The organism is Sphingobacterium sp. InxBP1, from assembly GCF_026191775.1.
Lineage (GTDB): Bacteria > Bacteroidota > Bacteroidia > Sphingobacteriales > Sphingobacteriaceae > Sphingobacterium > Sphingobacterium thalpophilum.
Genome location: NZ_JAINDX010000039.1, coordinates 161,960 through 183,940 on the forward strand (window position 1 = coordinate 161,960; position 21,981 = coordinate 183,940).

21 protein-coding genes and 1 riboswitch are annotated in these 21,981 nt (G+C 43.1%); of the genes, 11 read left to right on the plus strand and 10 right to left on the minus strand.

What is annotated here, in order from left to right; all coding sequences use genetic code 11:
- Positions 1-206: 206 nt before the first annotated feature.
- Positions 207-1,838 carry an ABC-F family ATP-binding cassette domain-containing protein gene (locus K7A41_RS03805; protein WP_028070694.1) on the minus strand — a complete coding sequence of 544 codons (1,632 nt, stop codon included), beginning with the start codon at positions 1,836-1,838 and terminating at the stop codon, positions 207-209.
- Between the two features lie 83 nt (positions 1,839-1,921).
- Here K7A41_RS03805 and trmD point away from each other — a divergent pair, with 83 nt between their 5' ends.
- From trmD to dusB, 6 genes are all read left to right on the plus strand, one after another.
- Entirely contained in the window at positions 1,922-2,599 is a 678-nt protein-coding gene (gene trmD / locus K7A41_RS03810) for a tRNA (guanosine(37)-N1)-methyltransferase TrmD (protein ID WP_265712673.1), read from the plus strand.
- Positions 2,600-2,854: 255 nt separating this feature from the next.
- Entirely contained in the window at positions 2,855-4,258 is a 1,404-nt protein-coding gene (locus K7A41_RS03815; protein ID WP_265712674.1) for an anthranilate synthase component I family protein, read from the plus strand.
- The gene (locus K7A41_RS03820) at positions 4,255-4,548 is read left to right on the plus strand and encodes an isochorismate pyruvate-lyase (protein WP_265712675.1); all 294 of its coding nucleotides are present in this window, start codon (positions 4,255-4,257) and stop codon (positions 4,546-4,548) included. The genes K7A41_RS03815 and K7A41_RS03820 overlap by 4 nt, the downstream gene beginning before the upstream one ends.
- On the plus strand, positions 4,535-5,107 hold the full coding sequence (locus tag K7A41_RS03825; RefSeq protein ID WP_265712676.1) for an anthranilate synthase component II: 573 nt from the start codon (positions 4,535-4,537) through the stop codon (positions 5,105-5,107). Before K7A41_RS03820 ends, K7A41_RS03825 begins: the two co-directional genes overlap by 14 nt.
- A gap of 44 nt (positions 5,108-5,151) precedes the next feature.
- Positions 5,152-5,934, plus strand: a complete 783-nt coding sequence (gene trpC, locus K7A41_RS03830) for an indole-3-glycerol phosphate synthase TrpC (protein ID WP_265712677.1) — start codon at positions 5,152-5,154, stop codon at positions 5,932-5,934.
- A 128-nt stretch (positions 5,935-6,062) separates the two neighbouring features.
- The gene (gene dusB, locus K7A41_RS03835) at positions 6,063-7,058 is read left to right on the plus strand and encodes a tRNA dihydrouridine synthase DusB (RefSeq protein WP_265712678.1); all 996 of its coding nucleotides are present in this window, start codon (positions 6,063-6,065) and stop codon (positions 7,056-7,058) included.
- A gap of 58 nt (positions 7,059-7,116) precedes the next feature.
- On the opposite strand, the gene K7A41_RS03840 is transcribed toward dusB, so the two are convergent.
- The 3 genes from K7A41_RS03840 to K7A41_RS03850 all read right to left on the minus strand — a co-directional run bounded on the left by K7A41_RS03840 (position 7,117) and on the right by K7A41_RS03850 (position 10,213).
- A complete protein-coding gene (locus K7A41_RS03840; RefSeq protein ID WP_265712679.1) occupies positions 7,117-8,619 on the minus strand; it encodes a lipopolysaccharide biosynthesis protein in 1,503 nt (500 codons plus the stop codon).
- A 4-nt stretch (positions 8,620-8,623) separates the two neighbouring features.
- Positions 8,624-8,905, minus strand: a complete 282-nt coding sequence (locus K7A41_RS03845; protein WP_265712680.1) for an acylphosphatase — start codon at positions 8,903-8,905, stop codon at positions 8,624-8,626.
- Positions 8,906-9,037: 132 nt separating this feature from the next.
- Positions 9,038-10,213, minus strand: a complete 1,176-nt coding sequence (locus tag K7A41_RS03850) for an amidohydrolase family protein (RefSeq protein WP_265712681.1) — start codon at positions 10,211-10,213, stop codon at positions 9,038-9,040.
- Between the two features lie 242 nt (positions 10,214-10,455).
- A riboswitch (TPP riboswitch) is annotated at positions 10,456-10,581 on the plus strand.
- A gap of 54 nt (positions 10,582-10,635) precedes the next feature.
- Here K7A41_RS03850 and K7A41_RS03855 point away from each other — a divergent pair.
- The 5 genes from K7A41_RS03855 (at position 10,636) to K7A41_RS03875 (ending at position 16,248) form a co-directional block, all read left to right on the plus strand.
- Entirely contained in the window at positions 10,636-13,071 is a 2,436-nt protein-coding gene (locus K7A41_RS03855; RefSeq protein WP_265712682.1) for a TonB-dependent receptor, read from the plus strand.
- Positions 13,072-13,205: 134 nt separating this feature from the next.
- A complete protein-coding gene (gene dtd, locus K7A41_RS03860) occupies positions 13,206-13,664 on the plus strand; it encodes a D-aminoacyl-tRNA deacylase (RefSeq protein ID WP_265712683.1) in 459 nt (152 codons plus the stop codon).
- Positions 13,665-13,682: 18 nt separating this feature from the next.
- Positions 13,683-14,009, plus strand: coding sequence for a nucleotide pyrophosphohydrolase (locus tag K7A41_RS03865; protein ID WP_028070706.1), 327 nt, complete (start codon positions 13,683-13,685; stop codon positions 14,007-14,009).
- The gene (ggt, locus tag K7A41_RS03870; protein ID WP_265712684.1) at positions 14,006-15,709 is read left to right on the plus strand and encodes a gamma-glutamyltransferase; all 1,704 of its coding nucleotides are present in this window, start codon (positions 14,006-14,008) and stop codon (positions 15,707-15,709) included. The genes K7A41_RS03865 and ggt overlap by 4 nt, the downstream gene beginning before the upstream one ends.
- Positions 15,710-15,903: 194 nt before the next feature.
- A complete protein-coding gene (locus K7A41_RS03875) occupies positions 15,904-16,248 on the plus strand; it encodes a hypothetical protein (RefSeq protein WP_265712686.1) in 345 nt (114 codons plus the stop codon).
- A 60-nt stretch (positions 16,249-16,308) separates the two neighbouring features.
- On the opposite strand, the gene groL is transcribed toward K7A41_RS03875, so the two are convergent.
- The 6 genes from groL to K7A41_RS03905 all read right to left on the minus strand — a co-directional run bounded on the left by groL (position 16,309) and on the right by K7A41_RS03905 (position 21,973).
- Complete coding sequence (groL, locus tag K7A41_RS03880; protein WP_028070709.1) at positions 16,309-17,946, minus strand: chaperonin GroEL; 1,638 nt, start codon at positions 17,944-17,946, stop codon at positions 16,309-16,311.
- A gap of 100 nt (positions 17,947-18,046) precedes the next feature.
- Positions 18,047-18,322, minus strand: a complete 276-nt coding sequence (locus K7A41_RS03885; RefSeq protein WP_028070710.1) for a co-chaperone GroES — start codon at positions 18,320-18,322, stop codon at positions 18,047-18,049.
- Positions 18,323-18,581: 259 nt separating this feature from the next.
- Positions 18,582-18,992: a preprotein translocase subunit SecG gene (secG, locus tag K7A41_RS03890; RefSeq protein WP_028070711.1), complete on the minus strand. Its 411-nt coding sequence runs from the start codon at positions 18,990-18,992 to the stop codon at positions 18,582-18,584.
- 12 nt (positions 18,993-19,004) lie between these two features.
- On the minus strand, positions 19,005-20,147 hold the full coding sequence (locus tag K7A41_RS03895) for a hypothetical protein (RefSeq protein WP_265712687.1): 1,143 nt from the start codon (positions 20,145-20,147) through the stop codon (positions 19,005-19,007).
- 22 nt (positions 20,148-20,169) lie between these two features.
- Positions 20,170-20,685, minus strand: a complete 516-nt coding sequence (locus K7A41_RS03900) for an LptE family protein (protein ID WP_028070713.1) — start codon at positions 20,683-20,685, stop codon at positions 20,170-20,172.
- A gap of 10 nt (positions 20,686-20,695) precedes the next feature.
- Positions 20,696-21,973 carry a sigma-54 interaction domain-containing protein gene (locus tag K7A41_RS03905; RefSeq protein ID WP_028070714.1) on the minus strand — a complete coding sequence of 426 codons (1,278 nt, stop codon included), beginning with the start codon at positions 21,971-21,973 and terminating at the stop codon, positions 20,696-20,698.
- Between the last annotated feature and the right edge of the window lie 8 nt (positions 21,974-21,981).

The following is a 21,981-nucleotide window of genomic DNA, read 5'->3' on the forward strand; positions in this document are numbered from 1 at the left end:
TTTTATAACTGAGCCTCTCATCGAGATGAGCCAATGACCTATTTGTTACAAGTTCGTTGCTCTACCGGCTGAGCCCAGGAAGCTTCGTTTACAGATAAAGTTTCTGATATCCATACTGTAAATAGCGGGATTAGAACAAAAACTTGTAGCGTATGATTATAGGAGATAGACTAACAGCATACGTTTACACTCCGTTGATTTAGATGCTATCGCTCAATATCCTTCAAACTGCTCATCTTCTTATACTCAAGAAACCCTTTGATATCCTCAAAGTGTTCACGCACACGTTTATTTCCAAATTCAAATACCTTTTGTGCCAGACCATCCAAGAAGTCGCGGTCGTGCGAAACAAGAATCAAGGTGCCATCAAAATCTTTCAATGCATCCTTGATAATATCTTTGGTCCGCATATCCAGATGGTTGGTAGGCTCATCCAGAATCAGTACATTCACAGGCTCCAACAGCAGTTTGATCATCGCCAGGCGCGTCCGTTCACCACCCGACAGTACCTTCACCTTTTTGGTGGTGTCATCACCGCTAAACATGAAGGCCCCTAAGAGATCTTTCATTTTGACACGCACATCGCCAACAGCAATCTGATCAATCGTATCAAAAACCGTCAGCTCGCCATCCAGCAATGCCGCCTGATTTTGGGCAAAGTAACCGATCTTCGCATTGTGGCCGATCTTCAATGTACCTTCAAAGTCAATTTCACCCATTATTGCTTTGATCATCGTTGATTTACCTTCACCATTCTTTCCGACAAACGCCACCTTTTCACCACGTTCAATAACCATATTGGCCTTTTCGAACACCACATGGTCGCCATAGGATTTGGTCAGGTCCTCCACAATGACCGGATATTGGCCAGATCGCGGAGATGGCGGAAATTTCAGACGCAAGGCCGAGGTATCCACTTCATCCACCTCAATGATCTCCAGTTTCTCCAGCATTTTGACCCGAGACTGTACCTGCAAAGTTTTGGAGTATGTCCCCCTAAAACGGTCGATAAACTCCTGATTATCCGCAATAAAGCGCTGCTGCTCCTCATATGCTTTCAACTGGTGCTGACGACGTTCCTGACGCAATTCCAGATAATGGCTATACTTGGCCCGATAATCGTAGATCCGGCCCATCGTCACCTCAATCGTACGGTTTGTAATATTGTCCACAAAAGCCCTGTCGTGTGAAATGACAATCACCGCTTTCGCCGAATTTAGCAAAAAGTCCTCCAGCCATTGAATACTCTCAATATCCATGTGGTTGGTCGGCTCATCCAGCAAAATCAGATCAGGTTTTTTCAACAAAATTTTAGCCAGTTCGATACGCATACGCCAGCCACCAGAAAACTCTGAGGTCTGCCGGGTAAAATCCGAACGCTCAAAACCAAGCCCCTTCAACACCTTTTCCACCTCCGCATCGTAATTCACCTCCTCGATCGAATAAAACTTCTCACTCAGCTCCGACACACGTTCGATCAACAACATATAATCATCCGATTCATAGTCCGTACGGATAGTCAGCTGCTCATTCAGACGCTCCAGCTCATCACGCATACGATACACCTGCTCAAAAGCCTTAGAAGCCTCCTCAAAGACCGTTACATGATCCTCGGTCAGCAGGTGCTGCGGCAGGTATGCGATGACCGCATCCTTCGGGCCCGCGACATGCCCTGTAGAAGCCTTACCCACGCCCGCGATAATTTTCAACAGGGTAGATTTACCAGCACCGTTCTTACCCATCAAAGCGATCTTATCATTCTCATTGATGGAAAACGATACATCCGAAAAAAGAGTCGTTCCCCCGAACGAAACAGAAATATTATTTACGTCAATCACTATATATTCACTTAATTTGGCACAAAGATAAGCGAATCAATCTTATAAATAGACAATGGAGCATTTTTGTGTATCTTTGCCCCATGCGATTTGATATCATTACAGTCTTACCAGACCTTTTAGAAAGCCCATTTGCACACTCCATATTGCAGCGGGCAAAAAACAAAGGCCTCGCCAAAATACACGTACACAATTTAAGAGATTACTCCACCAATAAACACAAGAGTGTGGACGACTATCCCTATGGCGGCGGTTCAGGTATGGTGCTCCAGATCGAACCATTCGCCCGATGCATAGAACAGCTTCAGGCCGAACGGGCATACGACGAAATTATCTATATGACACCCGATGGCGAAACATTTAATCAAGATATCGCCAACGGATTGTCGACCAAAGGAAATATCATGATCCTCTGCGGACATTATAAAGGAATAGACCAGCGCATTCGGGATATCTACGTGACAAAAGAAATTTCCATAGGCGACTATGTGCTCTCAGGAGGAGAGCTTCCGGCAGCCATTGTTACAGACGCCATTATCCGCCTGATTCCCGGTGTGCTGTCCGACGAAACCTCCGCGCTTTCCGACTCCTTTCAGGATGGTCTGCTCGACGCACCGATCTATACCCGCCCTGCAGACTGGAAAGGGCACAAAGTACCAGACATTTTGCTCAGCGGACATGAAGCGAAAATCGCTACGTGGAAACACGAGCAGCAGCTGAAAAGAACCCAGGAAAGACGCCCCGATTTATTAAATGATTAAAAAACAAACGGAATTTTTGATTTTTTATCAGAAAAAGTTTGCTTATTTATTTTTTTTTATAAATTTGTGTAATAATGACACGAAGATATACAAATACAAATTGGTGGTGGCCTGAAGCAATAAGCATCGGGAACTAATTGGTATTGTCATAATATTTCATAATCAACCAAAACCATTTATGGAAATTCCAAACCCGATGCTAAAAAGTATCGGGTTTTTTTATGTACAAAATTGTAAAAAAGAAGAAATTATAAAATGAAGTTCAGATTCAAAACAGAAAGCAGGAAACTGCTGGCCGACACGACCACACCGGTGAGTATTTATCTCCGGCTACGGGATATCTTTCCCAACTCACTACTACTGGAAAGTTCCGACTACCACAGTCGTGACAACAACATCAGTTACATCTGCTGCCAGCCCATTGCCGGCATACAGCTGGACGAAAGAGAACTAACCTTGACTTTCCCCGGAAAAGAAAGAATTGTCAAGGATGCACAGCACATCGATCTACGTCAAGAAGTTTCGGACTTCAGAAATTCGTTTGAAGATGCTACCATTGCCGAGCTCAACCTGATCTCCAATGGTCTATTCGGTTACTTTACTTTCGATTGCATCGAACATTTCGAAGATATCAAGCTGACCACAGCGCCCGATCCTGCACGCAAGATACCATTTATGCAATACCATGTCTACAAGTATGTTATTGCAATAGACCACTTCCGAAATCAGCTCTATATCTTCGAACATCTACTGGAAGATGAGGCATCGGAACTGGAAAGAGTGCAATTCCTTATTCAGAACAAAAACTTCCCCGAATATACGTTCAAGCTGGCAGGAGAGGAAAGTTCCAACCGTAGTGACGAAGAGCACCGCCAGCTTGTCAAAAAGATGAAAGAACATATCCAGCGTGGCGATGTTTTTCAGATCGTTCCTTCACGCGGTTTCCGGACTCCTTTCTCAGGCGATGAATTTAACGTCTACCGGGCACTACGTTCCATTAACCCCTCTCCTTATTTATTCTACTTTGATTACGGTGATTTTAAATTATTCGGTTCGTCTCCAGAAGCACAATTGCGTATCCATGGCAGTCAGGCGACTATTTTTCCGATCGCGGGAACGTTTAAGAGGACAGGCAATATGGACGAAGATCAAAAAATCGCTTCTAGGCTTAAGCAAGATCCAAAAGAAACCTCAGAACACGTGATGCTGGTCGACCTGGCACGCAATGACCTGAGCAGACATTGTACACAGGTTAAAGTAGAATCCTATATGGAACCCCAATATTATTCGCATATTATCCACTTGGTGTCTAAAGTGACCGGAACCTTAAAGGATAATATCAATCCATTCGATATCGTTGGAGACACCTACCCGGCTGGAACACTCTCTGGAGCTCCAAAGCACATGGCATTGACACTCATTGACCGCTACGAAGGTTTGCAGCGCTCTTTTTACTCTGGAGCGATTGGCTTTATGGGTTTCAATGGTGATTTCAATCATGCCATCATGATTCGCTCATTCCTCAGTAAACAAAACACTTTACACTATCAAGCTGGTGGTGGAATTGTATTGGATTCAGACCCCGAAATGGAACTCCAGGAGGTAAATAATAAAATCGCCGCATTGCGGAAAGCCCTACAATTAGCAGAAACATTATGATCAGACCATTAGAATACTGTGTCAACAGCCAGCACATCAAAAGCTCTATTGACACCATCGACAGTCGCATCGCCGAGTTGCTCGCCTTGCGCCAGATGTACCTAAATAAGGGCCGCACCTTCACTGGCAAGGAATGCATAGAAGAGGATGGCATTCGGAATATCAGCAATAATTACGCGGTTCTGGCTAGAAAATTTGACCTGCCAACCGAATTTATTCAAGTTATATTTGATAAAATAGACAATTACTTTAATCAGGATTATACAACAAAAGGCTATGAGCAACAATAAGATCGTCGTCATCGACAATTACGATTCCTTCACCTACAATCTGGTTCATCTGCTTCAGGAGCTTGGGCAGGATTATGTGGTGCTGCGCAATGACAAATTTAAGCTGGAGGACCTGGAGCCGTTCGACAAGATCCTCCTTTCCCCCGGTCCGGGTATTCCTGAAGAAGCCGGCTTGCTGCTGGATGTAATCCGTACCTACGCCCCACGTAAAAGTATATTGGGGATTTGCTTAGGTCAACAGGCCATCGCTGAAGTATTTGGAGGTACGCTGTTCAATATGGAAAAACCACTGCACGGCGTAGCCACAAACATTCACGTTACCGACGAATCCGAGAAACTGTTTCGCGACTTCCCAAAGGATTCTAAAATAGGTCGCTACCACTCCTGGGCGGTGAGCAAAGACACCCTGCCGCCCACCCTCAAAGTGACGGCGATAGACGAAAATGGTATCATTATGGCCTTGACCCATACAGAATACGATGTCAGAGGCATGCAGTTCCATCCGGAATCAGTATTAACAACAAATGGGAAAAAATTAATTGAAAACTGGTTATCTTAGCTTATCCAGCAATGAATATCCATACTCAATATTCAACACTAAAAATGACTATACTCGATAAAATCATAGAACGGAAAAAAATAGAGGTCGAAAAAGCGAAAGCTTCGGTACCCTTGGAGGAATTAGTAAACTATCCCTACTTCAATGTGGCCTGTCTGTCGCTGCGGGAATCCATCTTGGATCCTGATAAAACAGGGATCATCGCCGAATACAAAAGAGCCTCGCCGTCAAAAGGTGATATCAACAGCAGTTCAAGGGTAGAAGATGTTGTAAAGGCGTACGAAGAAGCGGGAGCTTCAGCAGTCTCTGTCCTGACCGATAGTGAGTTTTTTAAAGGTACGTTAGAGGATCTATCCAAAGCACGTCAAGCGATCAGCATTCCTATCCTTCGTAAAGAATTTATTGTGGATAAATATCAGATTGCAGAAGCTAAAGCTTACGGGGCTGATGTTATTCTTCTTATAGCGGCATGCCTCAAAAAAGAGGAGGTTCAGGAGTTCGCGTCCTACGCCCATCAGATCGGATTGAATGTTTTGCTCGAAGTACATAATGAGCAGGAATTGCTCGACAACCTTTTCGATGATATCGATGCCATCGGTGTAAATAACCGAAACTTGAAAGACTTCTCGGTAGACATTCAACATTCTTATGACCTGTTGGACAAAATACCTTCAGAATATATTAAGGTATCGGAAAGTGGCATATCCAACCCCCAAACCATCCGGGAGTTAAAAAAAGCAGGATTCCAAGCCTTTCTGATCGGCGAAAACTTTATGAAAACAGACGATCCCGGGCAGGCAATCAAAGATTTTGTGAAAGAAATATAGAGAGAGACAGGCAGGCTGCCGATGTACGGCTTGATCCGGAGGGATCAGGAATGGGCTGTAAACCCATGACCGTTAGCTAACTTTATACTAATGCCAAATTTTGTACCTTTGTAAAAAAAAAATTGAAGATGTCGGTCAAGATTGGTGAAAATATTGATTTGGGAGAATTTCCTTTGTTACTCGCGCCGATGGAAGATGTTAGCGATCCTCCATTTCGGTATGTTTGTAAACAGAATGGTGTTGATTTAATGTATACTGAATTTATCTCCTCCGAGGGGTTAATTCGTGATGCAGCCAAATCAATCCAAAAACTCGATATTTTTGAGTATGAAAGGCCTATCGGCATTCAGATATTCGGTGGCGATATTGAGCATATGCGGCAATCTGCGGAGATCTGTACCAAAGCAAATCCCGACCTGATCGATATCAATTACGGCTGTCCTGTCAAAAAGGTGGTCTGTAAAGGAGCTGGATCCTCGCTATTGCAGGATATAGATAAAATGGTGGCAATGACCAAGGCAGTGGTAGAAGCAACACATTTACCGGTCACCGTTAAGACACGCCTGGGCTGGGACGATAACACCAAGAACGTGTATGAGGTCGCAGAGCGGTTACAAGATGTGGGTATCAAAGCACTGGCAATACATGGACGTACACGCGCCCAGTTATATAAAGGACAGGCAGACTGGTCCATGATCCGGGATGTAAAACGCAACCCGCGCATCAAGATCCCGATATTCGGCAACGGAGACGTCGATTCAGTAGAAAAAGCTGCCGCATGGAGACAAGAATATGAAGTCGATGGAATCATGATCGGGCGTGCAGCCATAGGGTATCCCTGGATTTTCCGTGAAATCAAGCATTTCTTCAACACCGGTGAGCGCCTCGAAGGCCCGACCATTGCCGAGCGTGTGGATGTATGCAAAACCCACCTCATCAAATCGATCGAATGGAAAGGGGATAAACTCGGGATTTTCGAGATGCGCAGACACTACGCAAATTATTTCAAAGGCATTCCAAACTTTAAAGAATCTCGCATGAAACTTGTGAGCTTACAGACAAAAGAAGAAATTCTGGAAGTGCTCGAGGAGATTGAACACACATTCCAGACAGAATTAATATAATGTTTTTATTGAATACAAAGGCGATAAAACTGCTTATCGCCTTCGTTATTTTAGCAGGTTACTTCCGCCGGATCAGGCGCACCAGTCCATCCTTTTCAAGCATATAGACCGCAAATAACAGGAGAAGGAGCATAAAGTTCCCGATCCAGATATTACTTTCAAAAATTTGGAAGCTAAGCCAAGAGATCAAAAGCCCCGTCGCCAAATAGAGAACAATCTTCAACAATTTATAAGGGATAGGATAATATTTTTGACCCCAGTAAAGTGAAAACCCTATCATAACTAGATACACCATCGTGGTAGACAGCACTGCCCCGACATAAGAATAGATGGGAATAAGCCAGATATTAAGAAGGATAGTAATGACAGCACCTATCCCTGAGATATAAATCGCATAACGCGTGTGGTCAGTCAGCTTATACCAAATGGAAAGATTCATATATATACCCAACAAGACATAGTTAAACAAAAGAATAGGGACTATTTTTAGTCCCGTCCAATAAGCGGCGATCTCCTTTTCATTGCCTCGGATAAAATATTTTAACCAGTCCAGATTGACTGTCAGGCCCACCATTGCGACAACCATCAGGATAACGAAGTACTCCATGATCACTGCATAAGTTTTGGAAGCGTTCTGATTTTTAGAATAGGAAAAGAAGAATGGTTCTGCTCCCAATCTAAAGGCTGTAACAAATAAACTGAGAAATACCGCCAACTTCGCAACAGCTCCATATACACCCAAATCTTCTTTCCCCACTTCGCCGGGCATTAGTTTGGGAAAGAACATTTTATCCAGATTCTCATTTATAATAAATGAAATGTTAGCGACCAATATAGGAAGGCTATATCTCAGCATTTCATGCATTAATTTTCGATCAAATCTAAACCGAAAAGCTAATAATTCGGGCAATAACAAAAGTAAAGTGACCAAGCTCGCCAGTAAATTAGAGATGAAAACATAACCGATCCAGCCTTCTTTAAACCATGCGCCTGCAAAATTTTCCCAAAAACTGTAAGTATGCACCCAGCTGGGAAGAAAAACGATGAAAAACAGATTTGAAACTACCGTAATACCGATATTGATGAATTTAAGAGCGCTGTACTTATAAGGCCTGCCCTCAGCACGCAATTTGGTAAACGGCACAACTGCAAGCGCATCTGCTACAAGGATAAATGCAAAGTATTTAATATACTGCTCGTATACAGCGACATCTCCCCCGTCAGCAAACCATGCCGCGATGGGGCTTGTGAAAACAAACACGGATAGTAGCAATAGCCCTGAGGTGATCAAGGTAACAAACAAACTGTTATTGTAGACCTTATCCCTATCTTCGGATTCAACTTTCTGGAGATACCTGAAATAGGTCGTCTCCATACCAAATGCCAGAACAGCATTTAACATCGACATCCAGGCATAGAAGTTCGAATAAATCCCATAGACTGCTGCATCCTTAAATTTACGAAGGTAGAGCGGAGTCATTAGGAATCCGATCATCCTCGAAACAATAGTAGTCACACCATAGACGACCGTATCACTAAGAAATTTTTTGACTGTAGACACTGGCTTAGGATTGCGCTTTTTTAATCACTTCAAAATTCGAGAATCCCTTCAGTTCGCCCTCATGCACTTCGATGGCCTCGACCACTGATTTCTCTGGACCTTCCTGGCAGAAATCCAACAACGAATCAAGAGCGAAATCGTCGCCTTCCGCCTCGATATAAACAGAACCATCCTTCTGGTTCATAACGAATCCCTTTACGCCGACCTGATCCGCAACCGCTTTGGTGGTCAATCGAAAAAAGACTCCTTGTACTTTGCCTCTTACTGAAATGTTCAAATGTTTCATCTGTCATATTTTTTCTCCATCAGTCAGATGGATATTTCAGGACCAGGTACTTCATTAGAAGATTTTAATGAAGTGCCAGCTCCCGGACCGTTCATAAGAGCAAAAGTACAGAAGTTTTTGTGGAATCAAATACTAGGCTAAGCGTTTGACTTTAACTTTATCCGTCAACCGCATATGTTCCATCCCTTCAAGCAAAACAATACCCGGCTTCTTGCCAATTTCCAGTGAGCCGTACTGATCCTGGATATTCAATGCGATGGCGCCATTGATCGTAGCCCATTGAATGGTTTGCAAAAAATCGAGCTCCTCAAAATGTTCATGCAGTACCTTTAATTCATCGAGTATCGATAGCTTATCGTTTGAAGCCAAGCTATCTGTCCCGATAGCCAGCAGCTGCCCTGCGTTCACAAAATTCGGGACTTTAGGCAATGCGCCTTCGATATACAGGTTCGCTTTCGGACACAAACACCAAACGATATCCCTGTCCATCCGTTCCACAAAATCCAGATCCTTCAAAGATGTATAGGTATTATGGACCAGTATTATCTTATTGGGATAAGGCAAATAAGGTAAATATGATTGAATGGAATTCCTTGCCTGAGCTTTGATCGAATCTGCATCCTTTCCTATACTTTCATAGAATTTTAAAAACTCGCCAATTTTGTAACGGAAAAGCTTATTTTCTTCGTCACTTTCTTGGTTATGTATACTGATAATATTTGTTTCCGTAACAGCCTTCTTAAATTTCTTGAACAGGACTTTAGAGCAGGAATAAGGAGCATGCGGTGTAATAGATACGTGATTACCTGAAAATTCATGTGTCAACGATTTAGCTTCCTTGATCTTAAAATCAGCTTCTTCCGGCTCGATTCCCATCACCTCTATAAAAGTATGATACAATATCTCCGACTCCTGCTTGACTTTAGAAGAATTATCTGTATTTGCATGATCGCCTACTGCCACAATCCCGTTCTGATACATTTCCTTATCAGCTTTGCCCATCGCCTCATCGATTTTTTTCATCGAAGCGCCCCGAGTCGTCATTACCTGGCTTAAAAAATTCGGCAGCCCCGTACCTCTGGGTACCGCACCTTTCATATGGGACAATTCGATATGACAATGAGCATTGATAAATCCCGGAATAATCACCCCGTTATATCTCTCGACCTTAGCTTTATCGATCGGTGCAAACGAAGTGGAGTCATAAATACCTTGGATTACTCCTTCCTCATCCACCGCAACAATGCCATCCTTTATGGGCATTGACGTGATCGGCAGAATATAATTAGCACTTAAATATTTTAACATTTTACTTCCTCGCTCTCATTTTAATTGGTAACCATAATCTTCAAAAAATTTTTCACTCGTTTGAATACACTACCGGTAGAAAAATCTATGCCAAGGTACCTAAAAAGAATTATAAATACCAAAAACCAACATATACGTAAAATTTTAAACAACAAGGAAAATACAAGGAAAATTCACTTTACCGCATTCTTGTCATAAATCACATCTAAATAGGTCATTCCGATTTTAATTTATATATTCGCAGCGTCGAATAGGGGTGCCTTGTTTTGTCAGGAACACAAATACAGGCTGAGATTATACCCGACAGATTAAGTTCTGTGCACCTGATCCAGGTAATGCTGGCGGAGGGAGAGGTTAGTTAAATGGAGCGATCGTAGTAACCCCTTGTTACGATTTGTTTAACTTAAACAAAATACATCAACATGATCAAAATTTTGATTTGTAGCGCTTTAGCTACTGTTTTTGGCCAATATGCTGTTGCTCAGCACAATCTGACCATTAAAGTTGTAGACAAAAACAACCAAAAACCATTACACAAGGCGTCTATAGTTATAGACGGACAGACAGCTTTGACTGGCAATTCGGATCAGCAGGGCCTTGTCAAATGGTATAATATCAAGAATGGCGAGTATGCGGTCCGCGTGTCTTTTGTTGGATACGAAACCTTGCAGAAGAGACTAACAATTGACCGTGATCTGGAAATGACCATTCAGCTCAATCCTAGTGCAATCCGTACCGAAGAAGTGCTTGTGGTTTCTACCCGCGCCAGAAAAAATGCCCCCACAACCTTCAAAAACATCTCAAAAGAAGACATCTCCCGCAACAATTTTGGGCAGGATATTCCATATCTCCTAAATCAGACACCCTCGGTTCAGGTCAACTCTGATGCTGGCGCGGGAATAGGTTATACGAGCATGACCATCCGCGGATCGGATAACCAACGGATCAACGTCACCTTAAATGGCATCCCTCTCAACGATGCCGAAAGCATGGGATCCTTCTTTGTCAATCTTCCTGATTTCGCCTCTTCAACAGAGAGCATTCAAGTGCAGCGGGGCATCGGGACCTCGACAAACGGTGCAGGCTCATTTGGAGCATCTTTAAATATTCAGTCGAATACACTGGTCGAGCAACCTTACGCTGAATTGAACAACTCGTTCGGTTCCTACAACAGCTGGAAGAACACGGTCAGGCTGGGAACAGGATTGATCAACGACAAATTTGCCTTCAACGCCAGACTTTCCAGGATTAGCAGCGACGGATATATCGAACGGGGCACTTCTGATCTACAATCCTTTTATCTCGACGGCGGCTACTATGGCAAAAAGCATACCTTAAAAGGCATCGTATTCTGGGGAAAAGAAAAAACCTACCAAGCCTGGAACGGCGTCCCTGAGCCTTTAATTACCGGAGACAGATCCCGGATGGACGATTATGCAGCCAATGGACTGGGGGTATCGGGAGCTGAAAAAGACCGGTTTATGAATGCCGGAAGGAACTATAACGTCTACACCTATAAAAACCAGACGGACAATTATACTCAAAAGCATCACCAGCTCCATTATAGCAATATATTGAATGATAAGTTCACATTGAATGCAGCTCTGCATTATACTCGGGGTTATGGCTATTATGAAGAATTCAGAGAAGATGAAAAATTTAGCAAATATGGGCTGCCTAATGTAATTTTGGGAACCGATACAATAAAATCTACAAATCTTGTCAGAAGAAGATGGCTCGACAACTACTTCTATGGTGCTACCTACGCATTGAATTACAAACCTAATGATCACCTGGAAATTATCTGGGGTGGTGCCTACAATCAATATAAAGGCAAGCATTATGGCGAAGTAATCTGGGCGCAATACGCTTCGACAGGTTTTCTGGACGATAAATATTATTTCGGAAAATCGCAAAAAAATGACTTTAGCAACTTCCTGAAGCTGGATTATAAATTCGGTAAATGGATTTTGATGGCCGACCTCCAATACCGCAATGTCAATTACAAGATGTATGGAGATGATGACAAAGTGAAAAACTATGATTACCATCCAAAATTTAATTTCCTGAATCCGAAAGTTGGTGCAACATTTCTTTTAAATGAGTATTCCAATCTATATGCTTCTTATGCTTTTGCACAGAAGGAACCGGTACGCAAGGACTTTATAGAGAAAAACAGTAAGCTGGCCGATCCAACACCCGAAAAAATGCAGGATATCGAACTGGGCTACCGGTTTAACAATACAGTATTCAATATTGGGCTCAACGGATATGGCATGTTCTATAAAGATCAGCTGATACCCACTGGAGAAATCAGTGACACCGGCGCACCGATCCGCCAGAATGTTAAGGATAGCTATAGAATAGGCCTCGAATTCGACGGAGCCTGGAACATCAGTCAACAGCTAAACTGGAAAGCTACTGCCTCCATCAGCCAAAACAAGATAAACGATTTTGAAGAAGTCATTGGTGATGTTAAGATCTTTTATCCGAAAACGAATATTGCTCTTTCTCCAAATACCATACTGTCGAGCAATTTTTCCTACAGCCCGATTGAACGGCTGAGCTTTTCCTTGTTATCCAAATATGTGAGTCGCCAATACCTTGATAATTCATCGGCAAAAGAAAGAAGCATCTCCTCCTACTTTGTGAACAACCTGTTTACAAGTTACAGCCTGACTGCCTTTGGCATCCGGGATATCAGCCTCAGTCTCCAGGTCAACAATATATTCAACGAGAAATACGAGACCAGCGGATATACGTTTGGTTGGATGGAGGGCGATACCAGAAAATACTATAATTTCTATTTTCCTCAGGCTCCCACCAATTTTATGCTTGGTTTAAATATTAAGTTTTAAAAGGTCCTGTCCGTCACAACAGAGCCTCCTTTTCCTGCACAGAAAAGGAGGCTCTTTCGTTGGGGGCTACATAAATTTAAGATGCTATGGCTTTGACCATTTGATTTTTTAACTTTGGCCCTATACTTTTTATTATGCGCGCAGTCATACAACGAGTAAAACATGCTTCCTGCACTGTCGATAGCCAAATGACGGGACAGATCCAGCAGGGCTTGCTGATTTTATTGGGAATAGAAGAAGCCGACACGATGGAAGACCTGAAATGGTTAGGACAAAAATTTGTTAACCTACGTATCTTTGAAGACGAACATGGACTGATGAACAAATCCATTCAGGATATCGGTGGGAATATTTTGCTGATATCCCAGTTCACCCTGTTTGCCCAGACAAAAAAAGGCAATAGACCTTCTTTTATACGGGCGGCTAAACCGGATATGGCCAAACCGCTTTACGAAGAAATGGCTAAACTGCTATCGCAGTTGATTAATCAACAAGTACAGCTGGGAGTTTTCGGTGCTGACATGAAAATCAATTTACTCAACGATGGCCCAGTCACCATAATTATGGATACAAAGGATAAAGACAATTTTTAAACCGATTAAATACACAACATGACAATCAAAGAAGCTCAGGATCTAATCGATAAATGGATCAATAGCACCGGTGTTCGGTATTTCAACGAATTAACCAATACCGCCATACTCATGGAGGAGGTCGGCGAGGTCGCAAGGATCATGGCACGGCAATATGGGGAGCAGTCATTCAAAAAATCCGACAAAGATATTGACCTGGCCGATGAGATGGCCGATGTACTCTTTGTCCTCATGTGTCTGGCAAACCAAACTGGTATTGACCTCACCGAGGCACTGGAGAACAACCTGCAAAAGAAATCTATCCGGGATGCCGACCGTCACCGGAACAATGAGAAATTAAAATGAAAAGACTATTTATTTTTTCGATGATAACAGCCTTGCTGTTTACCTCCTGTTCCAGTACTCGTCTGCAGCCTGACATACGTAAAGATAAAGCGCTCACTTTCAGCAGGGCTGCCGTAGTCACTGCCCATCCCTTGGCTTCTGAAATAGGTGTTATGGTTCTGAAAAAAGGAGGAAATGCCGTAGACGCCGCTGTTGCCGTCCAGTTTGCCCTTGCAGTAGTTTATCCAAACGCCGGAAATATCGGCGGCGGTGGATTCATGCTTTACCGCGATCACCAAGGCAGATATGATGCACTGGACTTTCGTGAAACCGCACCCAGCCGAGCTCATAAGGATATGTATCTGGATCCACAAGGCGCCGTCATTCCGGAACTTAGCCTGTATAGCCGGCTAGCATCGGGTGTACCGGGATCAGTTGCCGGGATGTGGGAGGCGCATCAAAAATATGGTAAACTCGCGTGGAAAGACCTTATTCTACCTGCTGTGACGCTTGCAAAGAAAGGCTTTAAGATCAGCAAAAGACAAGCTGACGAATTTGAAGCTCATAAAGATCGCTTTGTCAAGCTCAATCCCACAGGTCCTGCAATAATTAAAAATGGGGTCTGGAAAGCGGGTGATCTATTTGTTCAGGAGCAACTGGCCAGTACATTGGAAAGAATCGCCAATCAGGGTCGGGATGGCTTCTATAAGGGCAAAACCGCAGACCTGCTGGTAGCTGAAATGAAAAAAGGGAATGGCTTGATTAACCATCAGGATCTAGCGGAGTATAAAGCCATCTGGCGTGATCCGATTGCATCGACTTACCGTGGCCATAAAGTGGTTTCAATGCCACCACCATCCAGCGGCGGAACTTCTCTATTGGCCTTATTAAAGTCAGTTGAACAATTTCCATTGCGTAGCTGGGGCTTTCAGACCGATTCCACGGTACGGGTGATGGTAGAAGCCGAACGACGGGTCTATGCCAATCGGGCAAAATATCTAGGGGATCCCGATTTTATCAATGTCCCCATACAGCAACTAATAGATTCCGCTGCAAATGCTGCCAAACTTTCTCCGTTTAACTTCCATAACGCGACACCCAGCAAAGATGTCAGTGCCGATGCCATCCCTGGCTATGAAAGCGAACAGACCACGCATTTCAACATCGTGGATCAAGAAGGAAATGCAGTCTCCATAACAACGACACTCAACGATTCCTATGGATCCGGAGTCATCGTTGACGGAGCTGGATTCCTGCTGAATAATGAAATGGACGATTTTTCCATTAAAACCGGTGTACCCAATATGTATGGGTTAACGGGAGAAAAGGCGAATGAAATACAGCCGGGAAAAAGGATGCTGAGCTCCATGACGCCAACTATTCTCGAAAAGGATGGCAAACTATTTATGGTCGTCGGCACCCCCGGAGGTTCCACAATTATTACATCTGTTTTCCAGACCATTTTAAATGTCATAGATTTTGGCCAAAATGCACAATCGGCTGTAAGTGCACCGCGATTTCATCATCAATGGCTGCCAGACCGTATCGATGTAGAAAACGATGCCATCCATTCAGCAGTCCGTGAAAAGTTGACAGAAGATGGTTATGCCATCCATCCCAGAGGCGCAGTAGGCCGCGTTGAAAACATCCTTATTCTCCCGAATGGCAAACTGCAAACGGGCGCAGATCCGAGGGGTGATGACACGGCAAAGGGATACTGACAATTTGCCAAAAGTCAATTTTTTAAATAAAAAACTAAAACAGATGAGCGTTATACATTAAAAAAAGTCAATATCTCCAGTAATATAACACAAAACGCAATCCTCCGATAAAAACACTCAATAATAGTTGATATTACATCCAATTAATATCAACTATTTAAGATATATTCGCCAAAGAAATAGGCCAAAACTTTATGTTAAAAAACAACTACTCCATTACATTTATCGTATTTGCCTTTATTGCGCTACTCGGAAGCTGCGAGTTAATGAGGCCAATGGATTTCACCAACATCAAGGTAGGTATGAACCAACAGCAAGTTATCCAAAAAATAGGAAAGCCAAACCTCGTCGTAGCCTCAAAAAAATATGACGATGGGGTTTTGGAAATTTATGAATACATCATCGGAGGAGACTCCACACATGTGAGAAGAAATTGGTTGCATTTTTTTAATAATGAATTGCAAGAATGGGGACCTAAAGAAAACTACTCTCCGAATGATTACGATGAATATCATAGACGCTACCGGCGTAACCGGTAAAAAAAAAGAAGGCCCATCTGGTATTCAGATGGGCCTCTTTTATCATATAGCAGGATGATCTTACATCATACCACCCATACCGCCACCCATTGGAGGAGCACCAGCACCTACAGGGTTTTCTTCTGCTTCGTCAGCAAGGACACACTCTGTTGTCAACAACATGGAAGCAACAGAAGCAGCGTTTTCCAATGCTACGCGAGACACCTTAGTTGGATCGATGACACCGGCAGAAATTAAGTTTTCATAACGGTCAGCACGCGCGTTGTAACCAAAGTCAGCAGTTCCTTCTTTTACTTTCTGAACGATAACGGCACCTTCGATACCTGCGTTGTTACAGATCTGACGCAATGGCTCTTCAATAGCACGTTTGATGATATCGATACCGATTTGCTCATCTTCATTTTCACCTTTAAGATCAGCTAAAGCATCGGTAGCACGGATGAAAGCAACACCACCACCAGCAACGATACCTTCTTCCACAGCTGCGCGAGTAGCATGCAAAGCATCATCTACGCGGTCTTTTTTCTCTTTCATCTCAACTTCAGTAGTTGCACCTACATATAATACGGCTACACCACCTGACAATTTTGCCAAACGCTCCTGTAATTTCTCGCGATCGTAATCAGATGTAGTCGTTTCGATTTGAGAACGGATCTGAGCAACGCGTGCTTTGATGTCTTCTACATTACCAGAACCGTTGATAATTGTAGTATTGTCTTTGTCCACTTGCACTTTTTCTGCTTGACCCAAGTAAGACAATTCTGCATTTTCTAGTTTGAAACCTCTTTCTTCCGAGATTACTGTACCACCGGTTAAGATAGCGATATCTTCCAACATGGCTTTACGACGGTCACCGAAACCTGGCGCTTTTACAGCAGCAACTTTCAATGATCCACGGATTTTGTTCACAACCAATGTAGCAAGAGCTTCACCGTCTAAATCTTCAGCGATGATCAACAATGGCTTACCTGTTTGAACTTGTTTTTCCAAAATCGGCAACAACTCTTTCATGTTGCTGATTTTCTTGTCGTAGATCAAAATGTAAGGGTTATCCAATTCCGCTTCCATTTTATCTGAATTTGTAACGAAATATGGCGACAAATATCCGCGGTCAAACTGCATACCTTCCACAGTTTTCACTTCTGTCTCAGTACCTTTTGCTTCCTCAACCGTGATAACTCCGTCATTACCCACTTTTTGCATAGCTTCTGCAATTAACGAACCGATTACTTCGTCGTTGTTTGCGGAGATGGTAGCCACTTGTTTGATCTTGTTGTTATCCTGACCAACTTCTTGTGACTGTGATTTAAGGTTAGCCACCACAGTAGCCACAGCTTTGTCGATACCACGTTTTAGATCCATTGGATTTGCTCCTGCAGCCACAGATTTGATACCTGGTGCAACAATAGCTTGTGCCAATACAGTAGCGGTTGTTGTACCATCACCAGCCTGATCTGCTGTTTTGGAAGCTACTTCTTTGACCATTTGAGCACCCATATTCTCCAAAGCGTCTTTTAATTCGATTTCTTTCGCAACCGAAACACCATCTTTAGTAATCACTGGAGCACCAAATTTTTTCTCGATGATTACGTTACGTCCTTTAGGACCCAATGTTACTTTAACCGCATTTGCTAAAGTGTCTACACCTTTCTTTAGGGCCTCACGAGCCTCAACATTATATTTTACTTGTTTTGCCATTTTTATTTGATGTTTAGTATTATGAGTATTCACTACTCGATCATACAATAACCTTTTGATTGATTTGAACTACAACGAGTTCATGATTTTTAAAGTTTAATTAGATAACTGCGTAAATATCGGACTCACGCATAATTAAGTACTCTTTTCCTTCGTAAGTGATTTCAGTACCGGCATATTTACCATACAATACTTTGTCACCAACTTTTACAGTTAACGGCTCGTCAACTTTACCTGTACCTACAGCAACAACTGTACCTTGAGATGGTTTTTCTTTTGCTGTATCGGGGATATACAACCCTGAAGCTGTTTTTTCTTCTGCTGGAGCAGCCTCTACTACTACTCTGTCTCCGATAGGTTTGATACTTAATGCCATAATTAATTTACTTTTTATCTGTTATTGAATTTATTTTTATGTTATAATCGTTATAGACACATCATCTTCTATGCCAATTGTCAATAAGACCTGGCATAAGACATTTTTTCATCGAAAACTGGGTACTATCAGCCGCAAATAGTCATTGGGCTGTCAGCCTGTCACTGTCTGCTGACAGTCTTTCAAATCAACAACCAGGACATCAATACAAAAAAAAGCCCTGTCTTATGGACAGGGCTCGTAATCTTTGTGTCATTAACTATTTCTTAGCCTCTGCTGGCTTCGTCTCTGAAGTAGAAGCCGGCGCCTTTTCTGTTGGCGCTGGAGTAGCTTTGTCTTGCCCGGCTGGCGCACCTGCAGGTTTCTGTGCCGGAGTTCCAAGATTCAATGGACCTTGCTGCACAGGCGCCTCGATCTGACCACCTAATCCACCTTTCGACGTGCTCGGGGATGTACCAAGGATATTTACACCTAGGCTGAATACCATAATGGCAATGACCATGATCCATGTACCTTTCTCCAAAAAGTCACCTGTACGTTTTACCCCCATCAGGTTAGTACCTCCGGCAAAGCCTGACGATAACCCCCCTCCTTTTGGATTTTGGATTAAAACTAAAAACGCTAAAATAATACTAGCTAATATGATAAGACCGATTAATAATCCTTGCATCTCTTTATGTAATTAATTTAATTTCTTTTCTAATTCTGTTATGCGTGCCGCAAAATAAGCATTTTTTTCTGGATATTTCAAAACTAATTTTTTGTAAACCTCTATCGCTTTAGGATATAAACCTTGTTCAGTATAGATTTTGGCCAGAGTCTCCGTCACCAGAGAATATTGGTCTTCCGAACTTTTCCGCGCCTTGTTTTCCAAATCCAGCTTTTCAGCCTGCAACGGCTGGATCATAGGCTCCTCACGAATAAATTTTTCAATCACTTCATCCGTTTTGCGCGGTATCTGAAAGGCGATCGTTGTTTTCACGGCATCACTCAGTTTGGCTTCTGGTGACTGCAGATGGAAAATATTTTCCCGGATCTGCTGATCGAGGAGTTGGCTGTCTAATTTCTCATGAATCTTTGCAATATCATCATGGGAAGGCGTCATTCGTCTTAGAGGTGATTTGACATAGGGCTGGTAAGTCTCTGCGTATTCCAGTCTCGTCTTATGTAACCACCACAGAAAGCTATACGGCATTGTATCATCATCGTATACAGATACGCGTTCTTGGCCCGTGGCTGTTGCAGAAGGGATTACAGCTGCATCCCCAGATTCCACAGTGGAAACTTCGGATTGGTTTTCTGCTTCTTTATGCGGCTCTTCTGCCTCGCTATGCTGTTGCTCCGTATTTCTGTACTGTTCTTCCGAACGGAAATAATCTTGGGCCACGCCCGCCTGGATCAGACGATCCAATTCATCAATATCCCCTTTTGCCGGGATTGTCTCAGCCCCTGTAGCAGCCTCAACGGCAGACGCGGCATCGAGTATCTCCACCACCTCAACCTCGGCCTCTTCACCTAGGATCTGCATCCGCTCTTCAGCAATACGATCCTCATCTTCCAACACATTATCCATAGACGCCGATGCAGTCTGCGTAGCCGGCTTTCTATGCATAAATTCATACAGCCAATTGGGTGAAGAAGCATATAGTAGAGTAGATGACAGATTCTGAACAGCTTTGTGCTCTTCAAAAATTTTACGCTCGTAGACAAACCGTAAGCCTTGGACATAAGGATATTTCTCGATCAAAGCCAATATCACATCTTCTTCAACCGCCCCAGGCTGATTGATCACCTGAGAAAAAAGCTCATGATTGGATAATGCCATATACATTCAGTTTAGAACAGGATTACCAATTGGCAAATGCCTTGTTATAAATATCCTCAGTCAACATCTGGATTACTTCTTTACCCAAAGTCTCTTCCTGTGCACTCTGTAAGTTACCGGCAAACTCTTTAAACCGCGTAAAAGGCTGCTCGAAATCATCTTTAGGATTGATCTTATTGTGATAAGAAACTTTTACGGTAATGGTCAATCTATTCATGGCTGCACGGTCGGTACCGGCCTCCACAGCAGCAGGACTGATCGTATAATCAGTAATAAAACCTTCAAAGGTAGCGTCGCCATCCTGATTCACCTGGCTCAACCGGGACTGGTTCCGGATACGTTCTTTTAAAGCTTCTGTAAAATTCTGACTTAAGGTCGGATACACCAGCGGAGCGATATTCTCAAAATATTGGATGTTCACCGTCTTCATTCCTTCCGGAATAGAGCCTCCGGTAAAGCTGTACTTCACACCGCAGCTGTTGATGACGAATAGGAAGACCACCGTCAATAGGGTATATAATATTCTTTTTGACACCATGTGTAAAACCTTAGTCTAAATTTAAGTCTTTAATTTTTCTATATAAAGTACGTTCAGAAATACCCAATTCCTGAGCTGCCGCCTTACGTTTGCCCCGATGCTTTTTCAAGGCCTTCTTAATAAGGTCCGACTCCTTGTCGATCAATGACAAAGATTCTTCTACCTCTTGAGCATCCTGGAGATAATCGTCCTGTGCCACAGATCCCTTGATCACATTCGCAGGGTTGTTATTGGGTGAATGTATGGTCAATGTAGGTGCAAGTCCGTAATTCTCGGGATCAGATTTCAATTGCGGTTCGATCTCTTGGTACAACTGATTGATATAAGGAGAATTTTGGTCGAAAGTCGTGGCGTCCACTCCTTTTTGGATAAGCTCCACAACAAGCTTCTTCAGATCCACCATGTCCTTCTTCATATCAAATAAGACCTTATAGAGCAAATCTCTTTCTGAGAAGTCCTCTTTCGCGCCTTTATTCGAAGGCACCAAAGTCGGCAGGCTAGTACGCGATTCGTTGGGAAGGTAATTCTGCAAGGTATGCGCGTCGATTACACGCTCCTTTTCCAAAACAGCGATCTGCTCGGCAACATTTTTTAACTGACGCACATTCCCCGGCCAGCTGTAGTTACGCAACATATTTTGGGCATCTTCCGTTAGCTGCACTCCCGGAGACCGATACTTTTCCGAAAAGTCCACGATAAATTTTCGGAAAAGTAGATTGATATCTTCCGGACGTTCTCTCAACGACGGGACACGCAAAGGCACAGTATTCAAACGATAATACAGATCTTCCCGAAATTTGCCTTTCTGTACTGCCTCAAACATATTGACATTGGTCGCTGCCACAACCCGCACATTGGTCTTCTGTACCTTGGATGAGCCCACACGGATATATTCACCGGATTCCAGGACACGCAACAAACGCGCCTGAGTACCCAAAGGCAATTCACCTACCTCATCCAGAAAGATTGTACCCCCGTCGACAACTTCAAAATATCCTTTACGGGCTTCGTGGGCTCCAGTAAAGGAACCTTTCTCATGACCAAACAATTCAGAATCTATTGTCCCCTCTGGTATGGCCCCACAGTTTACCGCAATAAACGGACCGTGCTTACGGGAACTCAATTGATGGATAATATGTGAAAAAACTTCCTTACCACTACCGCTTTCACCTTGTATTAATACAGAAATATCAGTTGGAGCCACCTGACGGGCAATGTCAATCGCACGATTTAATAACGGTGAGTTACCGATGATTCCAAACCTATTTTTTATATCTTGATTATCCATAAATTTCC